At 59.6% G+C, this 17,892-nt stretch carries 17 protein-coding genes and 1 pseudogene; 6 read left to right on the top strand and 12 right to left on the bottom strand.

Annotation, left to right across the window (positions count from 1 at the left end; genetic code table 11):
- Nucleotides 1-140 precede the first annotated feature (140 nt).
- The 11 genes and pseudogenes from C7I36_RS17575 to C7I36_RS10685 all read right to left on the bottom strand — a co-directional run.
- Nucleotides 141-759: pseudogene (locus C7I36_RS17575) on the bottom strand (TOTE conflict system archaeo-eukaryotic primase domain-containing protein); the annotation flags it as partial.
- Between the two features lie 206 nt (nt 760-965).
- Entirely contained in the window at nt 966-2,054 is a 1,089-nt protein-coding gene (darG, locus tag C7I36_RS10640; RefSeq protein ID WP_106453692.1) for a type II toxin-antitoxin system antitoxin DNA ADP-ribosyl glycohydrolase DarG, read from the bottom strand.
- Between the two features lie 26 nt (nt 2,055-2,080).
- Nucleotides 2,081-2,725 (bottom strand): type II toxin-antitoxin system toxin DNA ADP-ribosyl transferase DarT, encoded by a 645-nt coding sequence (darT, locus tag C7I36_RS10645; protein ID WP_106453693.1) that lies wholly within the window; start codon nt 2,723-2,725, stop codon nt 2,081-2,083.
- Between the two features lie 18 nt (nt 2,726-2,743).
- Nucleotides 2,744-4,105, bottom strand: a complete 1,362-nt coding sequence (gene mnmE / locus C7I36_RS10650; RefSeq protein WP_106453694.1) for a tRNA uridine-5-carboxymethylaminomethyl(34) synthesis GTPase MnmE — start codon at nt 4,103-4,105, stop codon at nt 2,744-2,746.
- Between the two features lie 118 nt (nt 4,106-4,223).
- The gene (gene yidC, locus C7I36_RS10655) at nt 4,224-5,885 is read right to left on the bottom strand and encodes a membrane protein insertase YidC (protein WP_106453695.1); all 1,662 of its coding nucleotides are present in this window, start codon (nt 5,883-5,885) and stop codon (nt 4,224-4,226) included.
- A 3-nt stretch (nt 5,886-5,888) separates the two neighbouring features.
- Nucleotides 5,889-6,134, bottom strand: coding sequence for a membrane protein insertion efficiency factor YidD (gene yidD, locus C7I36_RS10660; RefSeq protein WP_106453696.1), 246 nt, complete (start codon nt 6,132-6,134; stop codon nt 5,889-5,891).
- Nucleotides 6,095-6,457: a ribonuclease P protein component gene (gene rnpA / locus C7I36_RS10665; protein WP_106453697.1), complete on the bottom strand. Its 363-nt coding sequence runs from the start codon at nt 6,455-6,457 to the stop codon at nt 6,095-6,097. The genes yidD and rnpA overlap by 40 nt, the downstream gene beginning before the upstream one ends.
- Nucleotides 6,457-6,591 carry a 50S ribosomal protein L34 gene (gene rpmH, locus C7I36_RS10670; protein WP_082633349.1) on the bottom strand — a complete coding sequence of 45 codons (135 nt, stop codon included), beginning with the start codon at nt 6,589-6,591 and terminating at the stop codon, nt 6,457-6,459. Before rpmH ends, rnpA begins: the two co-directional genes overlap by 1 nt.
- A gap of 250 nt (nt 6,592-6,841) precedes the next feature.
- Nucleotides 6,842-7,582 carry an amino acid ABC transporter ATP-binding protein gene (locus C7I36_RS10675; protein ID WP_106453698.1) on the bottom strand — a complete coding sequence of 247 codons (741 nt, stop codon included), beginning with the start codon at nt 7,580-7,582 and terminating at the stop codon, nt 6,842-6,844.
- A 9-nt stretch (nt 7,583-7,591) separates the two neighbouring features.
- On the bottom strand, nt 7,592-8,257 hold the full coding sequence (locus C7I36_RS10680) for an amino acid ABC transporter permease (RefSeq protein WP_106453699.1): 666 nt from the start codon (nt 8,255-8,257) through the stop codon (nt 7,592-7,594).
- A gap of 2 nt (nt 8,258-8,259) precedes the next feature.
- Nucleotides 8,260-9,018 carry an amino acid ABC transporter substrate-binding protein gene (locus C7I36_RS10685; RefSeq protein WP_106453700.1) on the bottom strand — a complete coding sequence of 253 codons (759 nt, stop codon included), beginning with the start codon at nt 9,016-9,018 and terminating at the stop codon, nt 8,260-8,262.
- Between the two features lie 376 nt (nt 9,019-9,394).
- On the opposite strand from C7I36_RS10685, the gene dnaA reads away from it, so the two are divergent.
- The 6 genes from dnaA to C7I36_RS10715 all read left to right on the top strand — a co-directional run bounded on the left by dnaA (nt 9,395) and on the right by C7I36_RS10715 (nt 16,501).
- Nucleotides 9,395-10,759: a chromosomal replication initiator protein DnaA gene (gene dnaA, locus C7I36_RS10690; RefSeq protein ID WP_106453701.1), complete on the top strand. Its 1,365-nt coding sequence runs from the start codon at nt 9,395-9,397 to the stop codon at nt 10,757-10,759.
- A gap of 13 nt (nt 10,760-10,772) precedes the next feature.
- Nucleotides 10,773-11,876, top strand: a complete 1,104-nt coding sequence (dnaN, locus tag C7I36_RS10695; RefSeq protein ID WP_106453702.1) for a DNA polymerase III subunit beta — start codon at nt 10,773-10,775, stop codon at nt 11,874-11,876.
- A gap of 1 nt (nt 11,877) precedes the next feature.
- Entirely contained in the window at nt 11,878-12,978 is a 1,101-nt protein-coding gene (gene recF / locus C7I36_RS10700; protein WP_106453703.1) for a DNA replication/repair protein RecF, read from the top strand.
- On the top strand, nt 12,975-15,392 hold the full coding sequence (gyrB, locus tag C7I36_RS10705) for a DNA topoisomerase (ATP-hydrolyzing) subunit B (protein ID WP_106453704.1): 2,418 nt from the start codon (nt 12,975-12,977) through the stop codon (nt 15,390-15,392). Before recF ends, gyrB begins: the two co-directional genes overlap by 4 nt.
- Before the next feature lie 194 nt (nt 15,393-15,586).
- On the top strand, nt 15,587-16,012 hold the full coding sequence (locus tag C7I36_RS10710; protein WP_094038887.1) for an Hsp20 family protein: 426 nt from the start codon (nt 15,587-15,589) through the stop codon (nt 16,010-16,012).
- Nucleotides 16,013-16,057: 45 nt separating this feature from the next.
- A complete protein-coding gene (locus C7I36_RS10715; protein ID WP_106453705.1) occupies nt 16,058-16,501 on the top strand; it encodes an Hsp20 family protein in 444 nt (147 codons plus the stop codon).
- Nucleotides 16,502-16,551: 50 nt separating this feature from the next.
- Here the strand turns inward: C7I36_RS10715 and C7I36_RS10720 are convergent, their stop codons facing one another.
- Nucleotides 16,552-17,805, bottom strand: coding sequence for a valine--pyruvate transaminase (locus C7I36_RS10720; RefSeq protein WP_106453706.1), 1,254 nt, complete (start codon nt 17,803-17,805; stop codon nt 16,552-16,554).
- Between the last annotated feature and the right edge of the window lie 87 nt (nt 17,806-17,892).

Genomic DNA, 17,892 nt, shown 5'->3' on the forward strand with positions numbered 1-17,892 from the left:
CCTTTCTCTATATGCAGCCCCTGTTCCCAGGGAGCGGTCTCATCGTTGTTGGAGGCAGGCTCTGGTGGCTCCCCCACCCATTCCTGCAGCTGGGCGGGGCTGACCCGTGTTAACTCGCGCAGAAATGCCCACTGGTCTTCATAAGGCTGCAGCTCGTCATTGACGAATACGCTGCCGCCACGGGCCCGAGCTTCGTATTGCAAGGGCAGGGCGATCAGGTTGCCAAAGCCACCCTGAGGCATTATGTCCTGATTAGGGAACAGACGGTCGTAGGAGTCAAAGGATAAACCGGGGTGCAGCTCCATGGCCTTGTCGAGCAGCCTGAAACCCAATGCCCGGGCAGACCATGCCGGCGCCGGTGCCGAGAAAAATATCCACACATGGGCTCCGGCCCCGGAGCGGGATATCTCCAGTGCATAAGGGAGCTGCTTCTGGCGGCAGATGCGCGATTGCCTTCACATCTGCCTTCCAGTCTGCCTTGTCAAAGTCCATCGCCAGCAAGTGGCAATGATGATCCGGCTGCATAGGGTAGAGGCCGGCAACCAGTTTTCCCGACAGGTGGGCGAATAGCACTTGGCTGTCCAGCGGAGTGAATCGGCGGTGAGGGCAATCGCCGCACTTGATTTTCGGCTTCAGGCAGATGCCCTGAACCCACTCATTGCTGCAGGCCACTGCATAACCAGCGCGGCCATCAGCTTTTTCCCAACGCACTGCATGCACATCGGTACGACCACGGAATAATCCCTGAAACAGCTCCACCTTTTGCTGCGGTGTCAGCAGTTCGTTAACAGGTTCAGATCGGAACAGCTCCTGTCTGCGGGCAAGCAGAGCCGCTTTTTCACGCTCCAGCTCCGCCAGTCGCGTATCAATCGTCTTTATTTCATCGTCTGGTTGGATGTCTGGGTCCTTCCATTCAGGTCGCAGGTTTACATGAAGGCAATAATTTCCGCGTATTTACCGATTACCTACATCCTTGAAATCGCCGCCTGTAAAGGCACCTGTTGCAGACGGTGCAGGGCCAGGCTCAACTTTGGCTGGTCAAATAACCTGAGCTTGCGTCGAGCCCAGGTCTCACCCGCTGGCCATTTACCAAGCCCCTCAAGCAGGGCACCGGGCTCGGGGGCGATGCGCTCTTTGGCCAGCAGCCAGTCTACGGTGGACAACAGCTCAAGCCCAAATGGGGACTCGAAGCCGTCAATCAGCCGGGTTGCCTTGTCCAGAGCAGGCAAATAATCCTTGGCGTTGGTGTTCAGATACTCTTCTATCTTGTCGCGCTTGGAATCGTTGAACCAGATGGTATCCAGTGGGTCGCAGTCGTTGATGCGTTTGTCGCTTTTCAGGTAGCTGCCATCCAGAGCACCCAGCAGGTGGCGCAAGCGGTCGGCATAGGGGCCATAGTTGCTGGCTTCAAAACGGAGGTCGAGAGGGTTTTTCAGGCCTTCGGCCTCAATGGCCCGCTCTAGAAACCAGGCCAGTTTCTGAATTTCCAGCAGGCTGCATTCCATGCCCAGCACCCAGTAGCGGCGCACCAGCTCGGCGATCAGGGCGCGGGCGGGGGTCAGTTTTTCCACGCCCTTGGGCTTGGAGACATTCTGATATTGGGCAGAGGGTTCATAGATAACAATCTCCACCCCCTCCAGATCGCCCAGTATCTTCTCGATATGAAGCTTCACTTCTGCCCACTTGAGGCCACCATTGCCTGCTCCCAGGGGAGGGATGGCAATGGAGCGCACCTGGTTCATTTCAATAAAGTGGCGCAGATCAGCCAGACCGTCGATAACCCACTGTAGCTGTGACTTGGCACGCCAGTGCTGCTTGGTGGGAAAGTTAACGATCCAGCGTGGGCCTATCAGCTCGCCGGTTTCGGTGACGAACATGCGGCCGGTCTTTACCTCACCAGCCTTGCAGGCGTTGGCGTAGGCGGCCATATTGGTGGGAAAGCGCTCCTTGAACATTAGCGCGATGCCCTTGCCCATCACACCAACCGTATTTACTGTGTTCACCAGCGCCTCTACCTCGGCGTCGAGCAGGTTGCCGGTGGTGTAGCTGATCATTTCGTTCTCCTTCAAACGGCCTGGTTTCAAAAGTACCACTGAGGCATGCAGTGAATATCCAGTTGGACACCCAGTGTGGCCGTCTGTTCTTGTAATTCTGTCTTAATATCCGGGGTATAGCACACCGCACCCAGCAGTGCCTGAACGGGTACCTGGTCATAAATTAGTGCTTCGGCCTGGTAGCGCTCTACCTTCTCGGGATCGTTCGGGTCACGTTGAAAGTTGCGCTGCTGCAGTAGCGGCCAGTCGATGGCATTCAGCCGGGATAGCTCATTATAGTAATTTGCGGTTATGGTGTACGCATGACGATCGGTAAACACGAAGGGCAGCCCCAGCTCGGTAATCCAGTGCAGACTGGACACCAGTATCACAATATCGGCGTTGGCAACATGGGCAACGCCACCTCGCCCAGTATGAATGTTGTACAACATGGGCGAAAATGGTGTGAAGTAAAAAGGCACATAATCGTTCAGCATGCCGTGCGGTGGCAGCGGTACCGGCCGGTGTGCACGGCGATCGATCAGCTCCAGGTTGCCGATGGTCATCCAGCCCGACGAGCGGACCGGGCTGTTGCCTGCATGCAGACCGTTGGCCAGAATCCACGGCAGGTTGTGACGGTGAGTAATCCGCCAGATAAGTGCCTTGCCGGGATTCAGGTTCGTGTATGCCATCAGTAAAAAGGCCTTAAGTTATTTCCCGATACAGAACGACGAGAAAATCCTTCCTAACAAATCATCTGAAGTGAATTCGCCGGTGATCTGGCTGAGCTGTTCCTGGGCCAGGCGCAGCTCTTCCGCCACCAGCTCGCCGGCCATGTACACCTCGAGTTGTTCCCTGGCCATGATCAGGTGCTGGTCGGCGTGGTGCAGGGCATCCAGATGGCGCTGGCGAGCGCTGAAGCCGCCTTCGCCGCCGCCCTGAAAGCCCATGCAGGCCTTGAGGTGCTCCTTGAGCGCCTCCACTCCTTCGCCGGTGCGGGCGGAGATGGGATAGACCGGATGCTCGCCGTCGCTGGTCAGGGTGAGCGGCTCACCGGTGAGATCCGCCTTGTTGCGCACCACGGTCAGGCCAATGTGGGCCGGCAGCCGGTCAACGAAGTCGGGCCAGATGTCCTTGGGGTGTCGCGCCTGGGTGGTGGTGCCGTCCACCATAAACAGAATGCGGTCGGCCTGTTCAATCTCGGCCCAGGCCCGCTCGATGCCGATGCGCTCCACCGCGTCGCTGGCCTCGCGCAGGCCGGCGGTGTCGATGATGTGCAGGGGCATGCCGTCCAGGTGAATGTATTCCCGCAGCACATCCCGGGTGGTGCCGGCGATGTCGGTGACAATGGCCGACTCCTTGCCGGCCAGGGCGTTGAGCAGGCTGGACTTGCCGGCGTTGGGCCGGCCGGCGATCACCACCTTCATGCCCTCGCGCATAATGGCGCCCTGGCGGGCTTCCCGCTGCACCTCGGTGAGCCGGTCCATGATGCCGTAGAGCTCGCCGGCGATCTTGCCGTCGGACAGAAAGTCCACTTCCTCGTCGGGAAAGTCGATGGCCGCTTCCACGTAAATGCGCAGGTGAGTGAGCGCTTCCACCAGGCCGTGCACCCGGGTGGAAAATTCGCCCTGCAGGGATTGCAGCGCCGAGCGGGCGGCCTGCTCGCTGGAGGCCTCAATGAGGTCGGCAATGGCCTCGGCCTGGGCCAGGTCCAGCTTGTCGTTGAGAAAGGCCCGCTCGCTGAACTCGCCGGCCCGGGCCGGGCGCAGGCCGGGCAGGGCCAGAATGCGGCGTACCAGCATGTCCAGCACCACGGGGCCGCCGTGGCCCTGCAGCTCGAGCACGTCTTCACCGGTAAAGCTGTGAGGGCCCTTGAACAGCAGGGCGATGCCCTGGTCCAGCACGGTGCCCTGTTCATCCTTGAACGGCAGGTAGTCGGCGTAGCGTATCTTGGGCACCTTACCGAGCACGGCCAGGGCCACGGTTTCGGCCCGTGGGCCGGAGACGCGGATAATGCCGACGCCGCCGCGTCCGGGGGCGGTGGCCTGAGCGACGATGGTGTCGTTGGACATGAGTTCTGTTACTCCGGAATTCGCTGTTCGGTTCAGTATGGCGGTGCTGCCTGCCAATAAAAAAGGCGGCCCTCAGGCCGCCCAGTGTATTGCGTTAATGCCGCTCAGGCCAGTGGCCTCAGGAGGCGGCCTTGCCGTGCAGGCCTTTCTTCTCCAGCTGGCGGAAGATGAACCACTGCTGGACTATGGTAACCACGTTGCTCACCAGCCAGTACAGGGTCAGGCCGGCGGGGAACCACAGGAAGAAGAAGGTAAAGATGATCGGCATAAACTGCATCACCTTCTGCTGCATCGGGTCGGTGACCGTGGTCGGGCTCATCTTCTGGATCACGAACATGCTGGCGCCCATCAGAATAGGCAGCACGAAGTAGGGGTCACGCACCGACAGGTCGTCAATCCACAGGAAGAAGGGCGCGTGGCGCAGTTCTACCGACTCCATCAGCACCCAGTACAGGGCGATGAAGATGGGCATCTGCACCAGTATGGGCAGGCAGCCGCCGAGCGGGTTGACCTTTTCCTTCTTGTACAGCTCCATCATGCCCTGGGACATCTTCTGGCGGTCGTCGCCGTAGCGTTCGCGCAGTGCCAGCAACTTGGGCTGCAGCATGCGCATCTTGGCCATGGAGGTGTACTGGGCCTTGGTCAGGGGGTACATGATGCCGCGTACCACGAAGGTGGTGAGGATGATGGCCAGACCCCAGTTAACAGCAAAGCTTTGCAGGAACTGCAGCAGTTTGAACAGCGGCTGGGCGATAAACCACAGCCAGCCGTAGTCCACGGTCAGATCCAGATTGGGAGCGACTTCGGCCATTTCGTCCTGCAGCTTGGGACCCAGCCACAGTTTGGCGGAAACGTGCTGCTCGCTGCCCGGTTCAACGGTGACCGGCGGCGCCTTAAAGCCGATGATGGCCTGGCCCTGGTTGGCGAGAAAACGGGTATACAGCTGGTTTTGCTGGTCCTGCGGGGCAATCCAGGCAGACACGAAGTAGTGCTGCAGCATGCTCACCCAGCCGCCTTCGGTGGTGCGGTTGAGGTTGGCCTCGCGCACTTCCTTGAAGTCGTACTTGCTATAGCGGGTTTCGCTGCTGGAGTAGGCGGGACCACGGTAGGCAGAGGCCATCAGCATGCTGCCGCCCTTGGCATCGGGATCGGTTTCGCTCTGCTTGAGCTGGCCGTAAAGCTGGACCTGTACCGGGTTGGCACTCTGGTTGTCGATCCGATAGCCTACTTCAACCACATGCTCATTGCGCTTGAGGGTGAAGGTCTTGGTGAACACCACGCCCTGCTCGTTGGTGAAGGTCATGGGCACGGTCAGGCTGTCCTGGCCCTCGGCAAGCTGGTAATCGCTCTGCTCCACCTGGTACACCGGGCGGCCCTCGGCGCGGCCGTCGGGGCCATCGCGGCCGATAAGCCCGCTCTGGGCCACATGTACAAAGCCTGAGGTGTTGCTCAGCAGGACGAACTTGTCGTCCGAATCCAGGGTTCTGTCGTGCTCGAGCAGCTCGGCGCGAACAATGTCGCCGCCCTGGGTGTCCACGGTCAGCCGGAGCGAGTCGGAACCGATGGTTACCAGGCGACGGCTGGCGGCGGCCGGTACTTCTCCGGTCGGGATTTCGCCACTGACCTGATCCGCTTCCGGAACGAAGGTTTCCTCACCGGCGCTGGTCTGGGTGCTTTGCGCCGTTTCTGGCTGCGGCGCCTTGTCCGTTTGCCACTGTTGCCAGATGAGGAAACTCACCAGCAGCAGAGCGATAAGAAGGATATTGCGTTGAGATTCCATAGTTTATTTTCTTCGCTTTGTCGGGACCGGATCGTGGCCGCTTGGACCTAAAGGATGGCATTTTAATAGACGTTTGACGGTTAACCAACCGCCTTTTAAAAAACCGTGGAGCCGGATGGCTTCAATGGCGTATTGGGAGCAGGTGGGGGTGAAACGGCACCTGGGACCGAGCAGGGGGCTGATAACCAGCTGATAAAAGCGGATAAGGCCTATGCTGAGCCATTGCAGCGGCGAGAAAGAGTGCGCCATAGTCTATCCAGCAGCTCGAACAGTTCGTCATTGGGCACATCCCCTATGCCTTTTTTGGCGACCACCACGATATCGATGGCGGGCAACTGGTGCTGTCGCAGGCGAAAGGATTCCCGTACCACCCGCTTGACCCGGTTACGCCAGACGGCACGTTTGAGTGCTTTTTTGGGCACGGCGAGTCCCAGTCTGGGATGACCCAGTTCATTCGGTTTGGCAAGCAAGGTGAGGTGGGGTGAGGCGGCTCTGACGGGGTTGTCGAAGACGTTTTTGAAGTGGGCGGGAGTTAGCAGACGTAACTCCCGTGTAAAGGCATGCCTGGCCATTAGGCGCTCAGACGGGCACGACCTTTGGCGCGGCGGGAAGCCAGTACCTTACGGCCGTTTTTAGTGGCCATACGAGCACGGAAGCCGTGGCTGCGCTTGCGCTTCAAATTTGAAGGTTGAAAAGTGCGTTTCATCGTTATTACCGCTTGTCAGTTTACTGTACAGTTTGACCGCAATGCCGGGAGATGCTGGCACCCACCGCTAACGGCCCCACAAAAGAGGCCGAATTCTAAACAGTTAAGCGCCCGGCGTCAATCGGCATGGCATGAATCTCGACACGGTCTCGCCGCATGCTGGCCTGACCGGATCGATCCGGGATCCCGAAGATCGCGGAGCCCGGATTATACAGGGCCGCGTCGCCTTGGCAAGCCGTTAGGTGCTTGCTCAGGCAGCTGGCAGCACCTTGCGCAGAAAGGCGCGGGTGCGGGGATCCTGGGGGTTGGTGAGCAGCGTGGCCGGCGGCCCCTGCTCCACGATACGACCGCCGTCCATAAAGATCACCCGGTCCGCCACGTCCCGGGCGAAGCCGATTTCGTGGGTCACCACCACCATGGTCTGGTGGGCCAGGGCCAGTTTCTTCATCAACCCCAGCACCTCGTCAACCCATTCCGGATCCAGTGCCGAGGTGGGTTCGTCGAACAGCATCACCTTGGCGTGGCTGGCCATGGCCCTGCCAATACCCACCCGCTGCTGCTGGCCACCGGACAACGAGGAAGGATAGGCGCCGGCTTTTTCTGCCAGGCCGATATCGCCGAGGATGCGCATGGCTTCGGCACGGGCTTCGGCTTTCGGCTTTTTCCACACGGTGATCAGCCCCTCGGCAATATTGTCGCGGGCGGTCTTGTTGGCGAACAGGGCGTAGTTCTGGAACACGAAGGAAGTGCGCTTGCGCAGTTCTATGGCCTGTTTGCCATTGTGCCGGGCCAGATCGATATGAAAGCCGTCGATCTCCAGGGTGCCGGCTTCCGGGGTTTCCAGCAGGTTGAGGCAGCGCAGCAGGGTGGATTTACCGGTGCCGGAGGGCCCCAGTATCACCACTATCTCCCCCTTTTGGATATCCAGGTCGATGCCGTCCAGTACCGTCTGGCCGTTGTACACCTTGGTCAGGTTACGCAGTGTGATCATGAGGGCCTCCTAATACGCCGAGTTCAGGCGCCGTTCCAGCCGCCCCTGCAGATGGGTGAAGAACACCACCACCGCCCAGTAGATCAGGGCTACGGCGATAAAGGCCTCGAAGAACTTGAAGCTGCTGGAGGCTTCCTTCTGGGCCGAGGCCATGATCTCGGCCACTCCCAGGGTGAAGGCCAGGGAAGTGCTCTTGATCATGTCGATGAAGTAGTTCATCAGCGAGGGCGTGGCGATGCGCGCCGCCTGGGGCAGAATGATGCGGCCCATGGCCTGGCCGCGGGTCATGCCGATGCTCATGGCCGCTTCCATCTGGCTCTTGTGGATACCGAGGATGGCGGCGCGGATCGACTCAGCCATGTAGGCGGCGAAGTGCAGGGTCAGGCCGATCACCGCGGCGGTGAAGGCGTTCATGCCAATGAATATCGGAAAAATCTGGGGCAGGCCGTAATACAGCAGAAACAACTGCACCAAGAGCGGGGTGCCGCGGAAAAATGAGATGAACAGCCTGGCCAGGGCATTGAGCCCCGGCAGTTGGAAGGTTCTGATCACCGCCAGCGCCACGGCGATGATCAGGGCGAACACAAAACCCAGCAGCGCCATTTCCATGGTGGTGCCCAGATACCTGAACAGGATGGGAAACAGCGCCAGGGTGTAGTCGAGATCAAATTGCATGCTTATTTACTGGTGATGTCCGCGCCCAGCCATTTCTCGGAGATTTGCGCCAGGGTGCCGTCGGCGCGCATCTCGGCCAGGGCCTGGTTTACCTCCGCCAGCAGCGCCTGTTGCTCCGGCTTCTTCACGAAGGGGAAGGCGTTTTCCATGGTCTCGAAGGGGTGGCCGGCCAGTTGCAGCGGCAGGCCCGCTTCCTTGATCAACTGGGCGGATCCGACCCTGTCCATCACGAAGGCATCGATCCGGCCCAGGGCTACATCCTGCTCCAGGTTGGTCTCATAGGTGATGATGTCGATCTCGTTGTTGGTGTCGTGCTGGCGCATCAGCTGTTCGAAGTTGGAGCCCAGGTTGACCGCCACCTTCTTGCCCTTGAGATCCTCCAGGCCCTGGATGCTGTCGTTGCCCCGCCGCACCACTATCTGGGCGCCGTCATAGACGTACGGGTCGGAGAAGTCGTATTTTTCCTTGCGCTCGGCGGTCACGGTGATCTGGTTGGAAATGGTGTCGATGCGGCCGGTTTCCAGCATGCCGAACAGGCCGGAGAAGTTGGTGGTCACAAACTCCACGTCCCGGCCGATGCGCTTGCCGATTTCGTTCCAGACGTCGACCTCGAAGCCCTGCAACTGGTCCTGTTGTACGAAGGTGAAAGGGAAATAGCGGCCCGACATGCCGACCTTGACCGCATCGGCGGCCATGGCGGGGGTCAGCAGGGTGGTGGACAGGGCCAGGGCGGCGCCCATCAGTTTCAGTGACTTCAACATGAGAATTCTCCCGGTGGAAATGGCATGACGGCAACAGGCGCAGTCATTATTGCTACAGCATATATGATGGTGCCCTTTTTATACCAGCAAAGGCGGTCTGGCCAGTTTTTTGCTGCAGGCCCGGCCGTGCTGGAAGGCGCCCAGTAAAAAGCTCAAATCGAGTCTGTCTATGGTTTATCAACAGGCTGTCCGGGAAAGGGATCCTGATGTGCGTAGCTTGTTTATAACATGGCGGATCCTGTGCATGAGGTTGTGATGATCCGACGGAAGTCAAGGATCATATTTTCCCGGATCGGCGCGATCCGGCTAGAGATCCCGCCCCCGGCTCAGTAGAATAACTGCCCCTTGATTGATCCCTTATGTTTCAGGAGTTCTGATGAGCGCTATGCTTTGGCAGCAGTGTCTTAACCGGCTACAGGATGAATTGCCTTCCGCGGAATTCAGTATGTGGATCCGGCCGCTGCAGGCGGAGCTGGGCGACGATACCCTGACCCTTTTTGCCCCCAACCGCTTCGTGCTGGACTGGGTGCGGGATAAGTACCTGATCCGGATCAACAGCCTGTTGGGGGAGTTCTGCGGCAGCCAGTGCCCCCAACTGAAGTTCGAAGTGGGCAACAAGCGCACCCAGATCAACCTGGTGGCCAATAACAAGCCTCAGGCCAGGGCCCAGGCAGCGCCTTCCTGGATCGAGCAGGCCGAAGACAAGCCCCAGATCAATCACAAGAGCAACATGAATCCCAACTATACCTTCGACAACTTCGTCGAGGGTAAATCGAACCAGCTGGCCAGAGCCGCTGCCCGCCAGGTGGCGGACAATCCGGGTGGGGCCTACAACCCTTTGTTCCTGTATGGCGGCACCGGCCTGGGCAAGACCCACCTGCTGCACGCTGTGGGTAACGGCATCCGTGCCCGCAAGGCGGACGCCAAGGTGATCTACATGCACTCCGAGCGTTTCGTGCAGGACATGGTCAAGGCGTTGCAGAACAACGCCATCGAGGAATTCAAGCGCTACTACCGCAGTGTGGATGCCCTGTTGATCGATGACATTCAGTTCTTCGCCAACAAGGAGCGCTCCCAGGAGGAGTTTTTCCACACCTTCAACGCCCTGCTCGAAGGCAACCAGCAGATCATCCTGACCTCGGATCGCTACCCCAAGGAGATCGACGGGGTGGAAGACAGGCTCAAGTCCCGCTTCGGCTGGGGACTGACGGTGGCGATTGAGCCGCCGGAGCTGGAAACCCGGGTGGCCATCCTGATGCGCAAGGCGGCCGAGAACAACATGCACCTGCCGGATGAAGTGGCCTTCTTTATCGCCAAGCGGCTGAGATCCAACGTGCGCGAGCTGGAAGGAGCACTGAACCGGGTGATCGCCAACGCCAACTTTACCGGGCGGGCCATCAACATCGACTTTGTGCGCGAGGCATTGCGCGACCTGCTGGCGCTGCAGGAAAAACTGGTGACCATAGACAACATTCAGAAGACGGTGGCCGAGTACTACAAGATCAAGGTGGCGGATTTGTTGTCCAAGCGCCGTTCCCGTTCCGTGGCCCGGCCGCGCCAGCTGGCCATGGCCCTGGCCAAGGAGCTGACCAATCATTCGCTGCCGGAAATCGGCGATGCCTTTGGGGGACGCGATCACACCACTGTGCTGCACGCCTGTCGAAAAATTGGCCAGCTGCGGGAAGAGAGTCATGATATAAAGGAAGATTATTCCAATCTTATCCGTACCCTGTCTTCCTGAACCGGAGAGCCCCATGCAGTTTACCATCAGCCGCGAAGCCCTATTGCGCCCCTTGCAATTGGTATCCAGTGCCCTGGGTGGCCGGCCCAACCTGCCGATTCTCAACAATATCCTGCTGAGTGCGGGGGCGGACTCGTTGTCGATGACCGGCACCGATACCGAGGTGGAAATGGTGGCCCGGGTGCCCCTGACGGCGCCGGTGGTGGAAGGGCGCACGACAGTGCCGGCGCGCAAGATGCTGGATATCTGCCGGGGCCTGCCCGACGGCGCCGAGCTGACCTTCACTCTGGAAGGAGAGCGGCTGCTGTTGCGTTCGGGGCGCAGCCGCTTCAATCTGTCCACCCTGCCGGCGGCGGATTTTCCCAATATAGAGGAATGGAGCTCGGAGCTGGAGTTCGACATCAACCAGCTGGCCCTGAAGAAACTGATAGAGTCCACCCAGTTTTCCATGGCCATTCAGGATGTGCGTTACTACCTCAACGGCATGTTGTTCGAAACCGAGGGGCAAAATCTGCGCACCGTGGCCACCGACGGTCACCGGCTGGCGACCTGCCAGCGGCCGCTGCTGGCGGAGGAATTGCCGGCCCAGCAGGTAATTGTGCCGCGCAAAGGGGTGTTGGAGCTGGTCAAGCTGCTGGAACACGAGGATCAGGACGTACGCCTGCAGATCGGCAAGAGTAATCTCAGGGCAGTGACCCCGGGCTTTATCTTCACCTCCAAGCTGGTGGACGGACGTTTTCCGGACTATCGCCGGGTACTGCCGCGGGAATGCGACAAAACCCTGATTTGCGGCCGGGAAGAGCTGAGGCAGGCCTTTACCCGGGCAGCCATTCTCTCCAATGAAAAATTCCGTGGTGTCAGGCTCAATCTGCTGGAACAGACCCTCAAGATCACCGCCAACAACCCGGAACAGGAAGAGGCGGAAGAGATGCTGGATGTGGACTACCAGGGCAGCCCGCTCGAGATTGGTTTTAACGTTTCCTATGTGCTCGACGTGCTGGGGACCCTGAAGTCCGACAAGGTCAGGATAAGTTTGAAGGATGCCAGCAGCAGCGGCCTGATTGAAGCGGAGGACAGCGGGGACGCCCTCTACGTGGTGATGCCGATGCGGCTGTAACATGGCCCTGCTCAACCTGCAGCTCAAGGATTTTCGCAATATCCGCCATGCCCGGCTGGTGCCGGCACCCGGCATCAACCTGCTGGTCGGCCCCAACGGCAGCGGCAAGACCAGCATACTGGAAGCCATTCACTACCTGGGGTTCGGCCGTTCCTTTCGCACCCACCTCACCGGCCGGGTGATCCTGCAGGGAGAGCAGGCCTTTACCCTGTTTGCCCGAGTGGCGAGGGAGCCGGAAAGCCTGCCGGTCGGCCTCAGCAAGACCCGGGGCGGCGGTACCCGGCTCAAGGTGGGTGGTCGGATCGCTGATCGGTTGGCCGACCTGGCCCATATCCTGCCCATTCAGTTGATCCATCCGGAAGGGTATAATCTGTTGACCGGCGGGCCCAAATTGCGGCGGGCCTACCTGGACTGGGGGCTGTTTTATTCCCATCGAGAATTCTTTGCCGCCTGGGGCCGCTTCCGGCGCCTGCTCAAGCAGCGCAACGCCCTGCTGCGCCAGCAACGGCCCTGGCGGGAGCTGAGCTACTGGGATACCCAGCTGGTTGCCGCCGGCGAGCAGTTGACCGGATTCCGGCAGCAATATGCCGAGGCCATCAGTCCGGTCATCCGGGATATTGCCACCGACTTCCTGCCCGAGTTTGATTTCACTTTCGATTTCTTCCGGGGCTGGGATCGCCAGTCCGAACTGGCCCGGGTGCTTGAGCAAGGCTATGAGCGCGATTTGTCGCTGGGTTATACCCAGTCCGGTCCCCATAAGGCCGAAATCCGCATCAAGGCCAGGGGCATGCCGGTGCAGGATTTATTATCGCGCGGCCAGCTCAAGTTGCTGGTATGTGCCATGCGCCTGGCCCAGGGACTGTATCTTAAGCAGCAGTCTGGCCAGGATTGTATTTTTTTGATTGACGACTTTGCGTCCGAGCTGGATGAGCAAAAGCGGAGCCTGCTGGCGGAGCGGTTGAATCAACTCGGTGCCCAGGTGTTTATTTCCGCCATCGACATTACCCAGCTTGGTCAAATGATCACACGGGACAACAGTAAGCTGTTTCACGTGAAACAGGGTGAAATCACCGAAAACCCAGGAGTGCGAGTAAGCCAATGAGTGAACACACTTACGACTCTTCGAGTATTAAGGTATTGAAAGGCCTGGATGCAGTCCGGAAGCGTCCGGGCATGTATATCGGCGACACGGATGATGGCACTGGCCTGCACCACATGGTGTTTGAGGTGGTGGACAACTCTATCGACGAGGCCCTGGCGGGTCATTGTAAGGACATTGTGGTCACCATCCATGCGGATGGCTCCGTTTCCGTGTCCGACGACGGCCGGGGGATTCCGGTTGATATCCACCAGGAAGAAGGGCGCTCTGCCGCCGAGGTCATCCTCACTGTACTGCATGCGGGCGGCAAGTTCGATGACAACTCCTACAAGGTATCCGGCGGTTTGCACGGGGTGGGGGTGTCGGTGGTGAATGCTCTGTCGGAAAAGCTGCAACTGACTATCTGGCGCAACGGCAAGGTACACGAGCAAACCTACCGCCATGGCGAACCCCAGGCACCCCTGGCTGCGGTGGGCGAAACCACCAAGTCCGGCACCTTGATCCGGTTTTGGCCCAGCCACGAAACCTTTACCGACACCGACTTCCATTACGACATCCTGGCCAAGCGGCTACGGGAACTGTCTTTCCTCAACTCGGGCGTGTCCATCCGCCTGCTGGACGAGCGCGACAACAAGGAAGCCCACTTCCAGTACGAGGGCGGCATCCAGGCCTTTGTGGAATACCTGAACCGCAACAAGACTCCTATCCATCCCAAGGCCTTCCATTTTTCCAACGAGCGGGAAGACGGCATTGCGGTGGAGGTGTCCATGCAGTGGAACGATTCCTACCAGGAAAATATCTACTGCTTTACCAACAATATCCCCCAGCGCGACGGCGGTACTCACCTGGCGGGTTTCCGGGCGGCGCTGACCCGCACCCTGAACAGCTACATGGATAAGGAAGGCTACAGCAAGAAGGCCAAGACCTCCGCTTCCGGCGATGATGCCCGGGAAGGTCTGACTGCGGTGGTTTCGGTCAAGGTGCCGGATCCCAAGTTCTCCTCTCAGACCAAGGACAAGCTGGTGTCGTCCGAGGTGAAGACGGCGGTGGAGCAGGCGATGGCCGAGCGGCTGAACGAGTTTTTGCTGGAAAACCCCAACGACGCCAAAATTGTGGTCAATAAAATCATCGACGCGGCCCGGGCTCGGGAAGCGGCGCGTAAAGCACGGGAAATGACTCGCCGCAAGGGCGCCCTGGATCTGGCGGGACTGCCCGGCAAGCTGGCCGATTGCCAGGAGAAGGATCCGGCCCTGTCCGAGCTTTACATAGTGGAAGGTGACTCGGCGGGCGGCTCCGCCAAGCAGGGGCGTAACCGCAAGTACCAGGCGATACTGCCGCTCAAGGGCAAGATCCTGAACGTGGAGAAGGCGCGCTTCGACAAAATGCTGTCTTCCCAGGAGGTGGCAACACTCATCACCGCCCTGGGCTGCGGTATCGGCCGGGACGAATACAACCCGGACAAGATGCGTTACCACCATATCATCATCATGACCGACGCCGACGTGGACGGTGCCCACATCCGTACCCTGCTGCTGACTTTCTTCTACCGGCAGATGCCGGAGATCATCGAGCGTGGCTATGTCTATATCGCCCAGCCGCCCCTGTACAAGGTGAAGAAGGGCAAGCAGGAGCAGTATCTGAAGGACGAGCCGGCCATGCTGCAGTTCCAGACCAGCCTGGCCCTGGACGGCGCTGCCCTGCACGTCAACGAGTCAGCTCCGGCCATCGCTGGCGAGGCGCTGGAGAAGTTGGTCAACGACTATCGCAAGGTGCAGGAGTTGATTACCCGGCTATCGCGCCGGGCGCCGGAAGTGGTGCTCAACGAGCTGATCTACCAGCCCGAGCTGAGCCTGGAAGCACTGATCGACGAGACACAGGTGCAGGCCTGGGTGGCGGCCATCAACCTGTCACTGGAAAACAACAACACCAATGGTGCCCAGTATCTACTCGATTACAGCTTCTTCGAGGAGCGCAACTGCTACCTGCCCAAGGTCAAGGTGCGCCAGCATGGCATGGAGCGGGAGTTCCCCATCAGTTATGATTTCTTCGCCTCCGGTGAGTACCGCAGTATAGTGGCCCTGGGCAAGGGGATCGCCAACCTGATCGAGGAAGGTGGTTATGTGAAGCGGGGTGAGAAGAGCAAACCGGTGACCAGCTTTGCCGAGGCGCTGGACTGGCTGATGAACGAGAGCAAGCGCGGCCTCTATGTGCAGCGCTACAAGGGGCTGGGCGAGATGAACCCGGACCAGCTGTGGGAAACCACCATGGATCCGGAAACCCGCCGTATGCTGCGGGTGACCATAGAGGACGCCGTGGCCGCCGACCAGCTGTTTTCCACCCTGATGGGTGACCACGTGGAGCCGCGCCGCGACTTTATCGAGACCAACGCCCTCAAGGTGGCCAACCTGGATATTTGATCCCGCCTTCCTTAATGGTTGAGCGCCGCCCACCGGGCGGCGTTTTTATTGCTGCAACAAAAATCCGGACAAGGCCCTTGAAAACCCTTTCGGCCTTCCCCATATAAACAATGAAGGCGCCGACAGGGCCTTCAGCAACCCCAAGCCCGTCGTAGAGAGGGCAACCACAGTATCGCTCATTGGAGGATATGATTATGTCACGCTTCGATTTTTCACCCCTGTACCGCTCCGCCATCGGCTTCGATCGCCTGGCATCCCTGATGGAAAACGCCGCCAGCGGCACCGGCAACAACGGCTACCCGCCGTACAACATCGAACTGCTCAGCGAGAACCAGTACCGCATCTCCATGGCCGTGGCCGGTTTTGGCCGCAACGAGCTGGAAATCACCAGCCATGAAAACACCCTGATGGTGAAAGGCCACAAGGAGCAGGAGCAGAACCCCAGGAATTATCTCTATCAGGGCATTGCCGAGCGCGGCTTCGAGCGCCGCTTCCAGCTGGCCGACCACATCCGGGTGGTGGGTGCCGATCTGGAAAATGGCCTGCTGCACATCGATCTGGTGCGCGAGGTGCCGGAGGCCGCCAAGCCGAGGACCATCGCCATCGGCCAGGCCGAGTAAAACCAACTCTGCACATCAACCTATTGCTTAATGGAGGATAGGAACATGAGCCGTTTTGACTTTAGCCCCCTGTATCGCTCCGCCATCGGCTTTGACCGGCTGATGGGCGATCTGGAAAACCTGCTGCAGCACAAGGGAGAGGCGTACCCGCCTTACAACATCGAGAAGCAGGACAACGATCACTACCGCATCAGCCTGGCGGTGGCCGGTTTCCGGGAGTCCGAACTGCAGCTTTCCGTGGAGCAGAACATGCTGCTGGTGAAGGGCAGCCGGGAAAAGTCCGCCGGCGACAGCCGCTACCTGTACCAGGGCATCACGGAGCGGGACTTTGAGCTGAAATTCCGCCTGGCCGATCATGTCCAGGTGGCCGGCGCCCGGCTGGACAACGGCCTGCTGGTAATCGATCTGCAGCGGGAGGTGCCGGACGAGCTTAAGCCCCGCCGTATTGAAATCGGCCAGGGCCGTACTCTGGAGCACAGTACCGAGTAAACCTGATTCTTGAATGACAACGCCGGCATCAGCCGGCGTTGTTGTTTCTGCTATGACTGGCCGTAAAGCGCCAGTATTTCCCGTGCCAGTATCGCGATGCCGGCCTGTACGTCCGCTTCCGGCTGGGCGTAGTTGAGGCGGATGCACTGCTTGCTGTGTGCCCAGCCTTCATCTTCTATACCGGGGAAGAAATAGTGCCCCGGCACCACCAGCAATCCTTGTTGCTTGAGGCGTTGGTACAGCTCCTGGCTGTGAATGGGCAAGTCCTCAAACCACAGCCACAGGAACAATGCGCCTTCCGGTTTGTGGATATGGAACTGGGGCAGGGGAATCGCCTCCTGCAGCCAGGCTACTGCCTGCTGGGCTTTGTGCTGGTAAAAGGGACGGATCACCTCGTTGCTGAGGCGGATAACGTCGCCGCTTTCCATCATCGGCAGGGTCAGGGCCGGGCCCATGCTGCCCGGTGCCAGGTTGACGATACCGCTGATGTTGGTGATGGCCTGGATGATGGTGGGGTTGGCCACCACTATGCCGCAGCGCACCCCGGGCAGCCCGAGTTTGGACAGGCTCATGCACAGTATGGTGTTGTCGTTCCAGAACGGTCTGGCATCGGTGAAGATGATGTTGGGGAAGGGCGTGCCGTAGGCATTGTCGATCAGCAGCGGTATGCCCTTGTCCCGGGCAAGCTGATCCAGGTGCACGATTTCTTCATCGGTGAGTACGTTGCCGGTGGGGTTGGTGGGACGGGATACGCAGATCAGGCCGATGTCGTCGCCCACCTCCAACTGCTCGAAGTCGACGTAGTATTTGAACAGGCCGTTTTCCAGCTTGCGGATATCCGGCTTGCAGGCGACAAAATGATCGTCGCTGAGTGCCCCGTCACCGTAGCCGATGTATTCCGGCGCCAGGGGGAAGAGCACCTTCTTCTTGCGGCCGTTGGCGAACTCGCCGGCCAGCAGGTTGAACAGGTAAAAAAAGGCGGTCTGACTGCCGTTGGTTAGGGCGATATGCTCGGGGCCTACCTCCCAGCCCAGCTCGCGGGACAGCAGGCCGGCCAGGGCGCGGATGAAACTGTCCTTGCCCTGGGGGCCATCGTAGTTGGCCATGGCCTTCAGCAGCTCACCGGTCTTCAGCAACTGCTGGGCTTGCCGGTCCAGATAGGCCAGCACCTCGGGAATGGCGGCCGGGTTGCCACCGCCCAGCATGATGGTGTTGGGGGCGGTCAGGCCCTGGTTGAGATCGTCCATCAACTGGGTGATGCCAGAATGGCGTGTGAATTTTTGTCCGAATGCGGAGAATTCCATGATCAGGCTACCGAAAGGGGTCTGTTGCGAAACGCCCACGTTAGCCGATATTGGCGAGGCTGTCGACCGGGCCCTGGACAGCCCGGC

The sequence above is a fragment of the Zobellella taiwanensis genome, assembly GCF_003012795.1.
GTDB classification, from domain to species: Bacteria; Pseudomonadota; Gammaproteobacteria; order Enterobacterales; family Aeromonadaceae; genus Oceanimonas; species Oceanimonas taiwanensis.